General features: G+C 46.5%; 4 protein-coding genes and 1 pseudogene. 3 read left to right on the top strand and 2 right to left on the bottom strand.

The features are described 5' to 3' along the window. The first annotated feature begins 242 nt into the window (after positions 1 to 242). Genes uvrB through HMPREF2872_RS08595 form a run of 3 tightly spaced genes read left to right on the top strand, consistent with a single transcriptional unit; the run spans position 243 to position 3,177 of the window. The gene (gene uvrB / locus HMPREF2872_RS08605) at positions 243 to 2,276 is read left to right on the top strand and encodes an excinuclease ABC subunit UvrB (protein WP_070632948.1); all 2,034 of its coding nucleotides are present in this window, start codon (positions 243 to 245) and stop codon (positions 2,274 to 2,276) included. Then, a complete protein-coding gene (locus HMPREF2872_RS08600) occupies positions 2,273 to 2,881 on the top strand; it encodes a hypothetical protein (RefSeq protein WP_070632946.1) in 609 nt (202 codons plus the stop codon). The genes uvrB and HMPREF2872_RS08600 overlap by 4 nt, the downstream gene beginning before the upstream one ends. Further along, positions 2,878 to 3,177, top strand: coding sequence for a hypothetical protein (locus HMPREF2872_RS08595; RefSeq protein WP_070632944.1), 300 nt, complete (start codon positions 2,878 to 2,880; stop codon positions 3,175 to 3,177). Before HMPREF2872_RS08600 ends, HMPREF2872_RS08595 begins: the two co-directional genes overlap by 4 nt. On the opposite strand, the gene HMPREF2872_RS11785 is transcribed toward HMPREF2872_RS08595, so the two are convergent. Both HMPREF2872_RS11785 and HMPREF2872_RS08590 read right to left on the bottom strand, forming a co-directional pair. Then, the gene (locus HMPREF2872_RS11785) at positions 3,174 to 3,332 is read right to left on the bottom strand and encodes a hypothetical protein (protein ID WP_168164761.1); all 159 of its coding nucleotides are present in this window, start codon (positions 3,330 to 3,332) and stop codon (positions 3,174 to 3,176) included. The two genes, HMPREF2872_RS08595 and HMPREF2872_RS11785, sit on opposite strands and share 4 nt — an antisense overlap. A gap of 145 nt (positions 3,333 to 3,477) precedes the next feature. After that, positions 3,478 to 3,711, bottom strand: a pseudogene (locus HMPREF2872_RS08590) (IS110 family transposase); the annotation flags it as partial.

The raw sequence follows: 3,711 nt of genomic DNA, 5'->3' as shown, positions 1-3,711 counted from the left end.
AAGGGAGGATGCGGATAAAGAAAAAGGACGTGCACAGGCACGTCCTTTGGTGAATGAAGATGGGTTATTCGCTCCAGCTGACCCAGCCCAGCATCCAAGTATTGTTCCTGCTAACACAACCAATCTCAGTTAGCTAAGGAAGGAGATGAAATATTTAGTCTCGTCAGATTGGCACACTATCAATTTTCAGACGGCCCTTTGTTATAATCTTCTTTTTACCTGAACATAAAACAGGCCGTCTTATGGAAGTCATACAATATCCCAATTCTCCGTTTAAACTCCACCAGCCCTTCCCACCTGCCGGCGACCAGCCCACCGCCATTGCCGGCCTGCTCGAAGGGCTTTCAGACGGCCTTGCCTACCAAACCCTGCTCGGCGTAACAGGGTCGGGCAAAACCTACACCATGGCGAACGTCATCGCGCAAAGCGGCCGCCCCGCCATCATCATGGCGCACAACAAAACCCTTGCCGCCCAGATCTACGCCGAAATGCGCGAGTTTTTCCCCGAAAACGCGGTGGAATATTTCGTCTCCTACTACGACTATTACCAACCCGAAGCCTATGTGCCCAGCCGCGATTTGTTCATCGAAAAAGACAGCGCGATCAACGAACACATCGAGCAGATGCGCCTTTCCGCCACCAAAAACCTGATGACGCGCGACGACGTGATTATCGTCGCCACCGTGTCCGCCATTTACGGTATCGGCGACCCGACCGAGTATCAACAAATGGTGTTGTCCGTCAAAGAAGGCGACACCATCGAGCAGCGCGACATCATCGCCACGCTCGTTTCCATGCAGTACGAACGCGGCGATTTGGATTTCAAACGCGGCAGCTTCCGCGTGCGCGGCGACGTGATTGACGTGTACCCCGCCGAAAGCTCCGAAAACGCCTTACGCATCAGCCTGTTCGACGACGAAATCGACCGCCTCGATATGTTCGACCCGCTTTCAGGTAGCCTTATCCAGCGCGTCGGCCGCTACACCGTCTTCCCGTCCAGCCACTACGTTACCCCGCGCGACACCGTCTTGCGCGCCTGCGAATCCATCAAAGAAGAACTGCGCGAGCGCATCGAATTTTTCGCCCGCGAACAACGCCCCGTCGAGCAACAACGCATCGAACAGCGCACCCGCTTCGACCTCGAAATGCTCTACGAAATGGGCTTCTGCAAAGGCATCGAAAACTACTCCCGCCACTTCTCCGGCAAAAAAGAAGGCGAACCGCCGCCCACGTTGATGGACTACCTGCCCGACAACGCCATCATGTTCATCGACGAAAGCCACGTTACCGTTACCCAAATCGGCGGTATGTACAAAGGCGACGCATCGCGCAAACAAAACCTCGTGGACTACGGCTTCCGCCTGCCTTCCGCCCGCGACAACCGCCCGCTCAAATTCCACGAATTTGAAAAAGTCATGCCGCAAACCATCTTCGTCTCCGCCACCCCCGCCAAATACGAAGAAGAACACGCCGGACAAGTGGTCGAACAAGTCGTCCGCCCCACAGGGCTGGTCGACCCCCAAATCATCATCCGCCCCGTCGCCACCCAAGTCGATGACTTAATGAGCGAAATCAACGACCGCATCCAAAAAGGCGAACGCGTGCTCGTTACCACCCTCACCAAACGCATGGCGGAACAGCTCACCGACTATTACAGCGAACTCGGCATCAAAGTGCGCTACCTGCACAGCGACATCGATACCGTAGAGCGCGTTGAAATCATTAGAGATTTGCGGCTCGGCCTATTTGACGTACTCGTCGGCATCAACCTATTGCGCGAAGGCCTCGACATCCCCGAAGTCTCCCTCGTCGCCATCCTCGACGCCGACAAAGAAGGCTTCCTACGCTCCCACCGCAGCCTGATTCAAACCATAGGCCGCGCCGCGCGCAACGTGAACGGCGTCGCCATCCTGTACGCCGACAAAATCACCGACTCCATGAAAGCCGCCATCGACGAAACCGAACGCCGCCGCGAAAAACAAATTAAATTCAACGAAGAACACAGCATCGTACCGCAACAAATTAAAAAACAAGTCAAAGACATCATTGACGGCGTGTACCACGAGGAAGACGGCGGCAAAAGTCGTCTGAAAGGCAAAAACAAGGTTAAAGTCGGAGAAATCCACAACGAAGAAGACGCGATTAAAGAAATCGCCAAACTGGAAAAAGCCATGCAGCAGGCGGCTAGGGATTTGCAGTTTGAAGAAGCGGCTGTTCTGCGTGATAGAATACGAGAAATTAAAGAGAGTTTATTATTTGGTGATAACAAAATATGAAATTAATTATTTATATATTTATTTTATTTTTATTTATTTTTGCAGGAATAGAATTTGAAGAAAATATAGTTAATGATACTATGTTAATGAATAAATTTTCTTATTATGGAACAATAATTACTTGTTTTTCGTTAGTTATTACTTTTTTTGAGATAAAAAAAGCGAAAGATATTCAACAAAAGATTAGGGACGAAATTAACAATTTTAAAAATCAGAAAAGTTTACAGAACAATTCTATATTACAAGCGTATTTATCCAATTTACGAGATAGTTTGCAGAACAAACAATTTGAATATGCAAAAATTCATATTGATTTTTTGAAGCAAATGTTACCAAATCATAATAAATATAAAGAAATAATTTTAGCAATAGATGAAGAATTAGACTTGGTAACAAAAGAATTAGGAAATGAAGAATTCAAGGTAATAAAGAATATTGGATTTTTTCAGCACTTAGAAACTAGAATTAGTAGAGTTACTAGAAAGGAAAATCCAAAAATTTTAAAAAAAGATAAGGATGAATTTATGATGGATATTGAGTTTTATAGCAGAATAATTGCTAGAATTGATAATTGTTTAACTTGTTATGCAGGAGAACAGTCATGAGTCATGATTTTTTTAATTTTCTAAATGAAATTAAAGAAGATACAGATAAAGGTCATTACAAATGGCAAGCTCGATCTTATGATAGAGTTGCGTACTCAAATAGTAACTTTACTATCGTAATTGACAAACTATTTGATGAAGAAACTGGTCATTATCTTTATTACGTTAGTTATGAGGCAGAGGATAATAGATTTACAATTCCTGTAAGTTATTATGGGGATGGGGAAAATTATCAAATTGTTAGCCATCTTTTTGATAGTGCAAGTGTTTCATCATTTGTGCGTCCTAAATTTTAAATGTAGCAAGCGTAGCCTGCATCCGTAGGGTATGTGGCTTCGCCACGCACGCTGCCACCAATCACCCAAAACCGCGTGCGTGGCAGAGCCCCCCGCCACCAAACCAACACAGCCTGAAAGCCGCCCGCCATCCCAACCGCGGACGGCTTTCCCACTTTTCAGCCTGCCTGAAAATCTTCATCAAATATTTACAACAATTTTACCGCATCTTTACATTCATTCCCCATAATGGCTTTCTTATTACAGCAAGCGTAGCAACTGTATTTTTCACCCCGTCGGGCAAAAATACCAAAACTCAAATCAAGCCGTTCGGATACCGTTTTCGGTGATACCGTTTTCGGTGGTACCGTTCCCGGCAAAATAATCACGCATACGGGCATTCAATATCGTCAGCAGTTTGCGCATACATGCCGTAACGGCAACCTTATACGGCTTACCCTTGGACAGCAGGCGCTGGTAGAAATCCCGAATAAGCGGTTCAAAACGTGTCGCTACCACGGTAGCCATATACAGCGCCTTACGCACCGCAGACCT

Source organism: Neisseria sp. HMSC069H12 (assembly GCF_001812735.1).
GTDB lineage: Bacteria > Pseudomonadota > Gammaproteobacteria > Burkholderiales > Neisseriaceae > Neisseria > Neisseria subflava.
This window is presented reverse-complemented; position numbering and strand designations above follow the sequence as displayed.

Excerpts from the sequence above, each read along its gene's own strand:
- uvrB (WP_070632948.1), top strand. The coding sequence starts at position 243 with ATGGAAGTCATACAATATCCCAATTCTCCGTTTAAACTCCACCAGCCC.
- HMPREF2872_RS08600 (WP_070632946.1), top strand. The coding sequence starts at position 2,273 with ATGAAATTAATTATTTATATATTTATTTTATTTTTATTTATTTTTGCA.
- HMPREF2872_RS08595 (WP_070632944.1), top strand. The coding sequence starts at position 2,878 with ATGAGTCATGATTTTTTTAATTTTCTAAATGAAATTAAAGAAGATACA.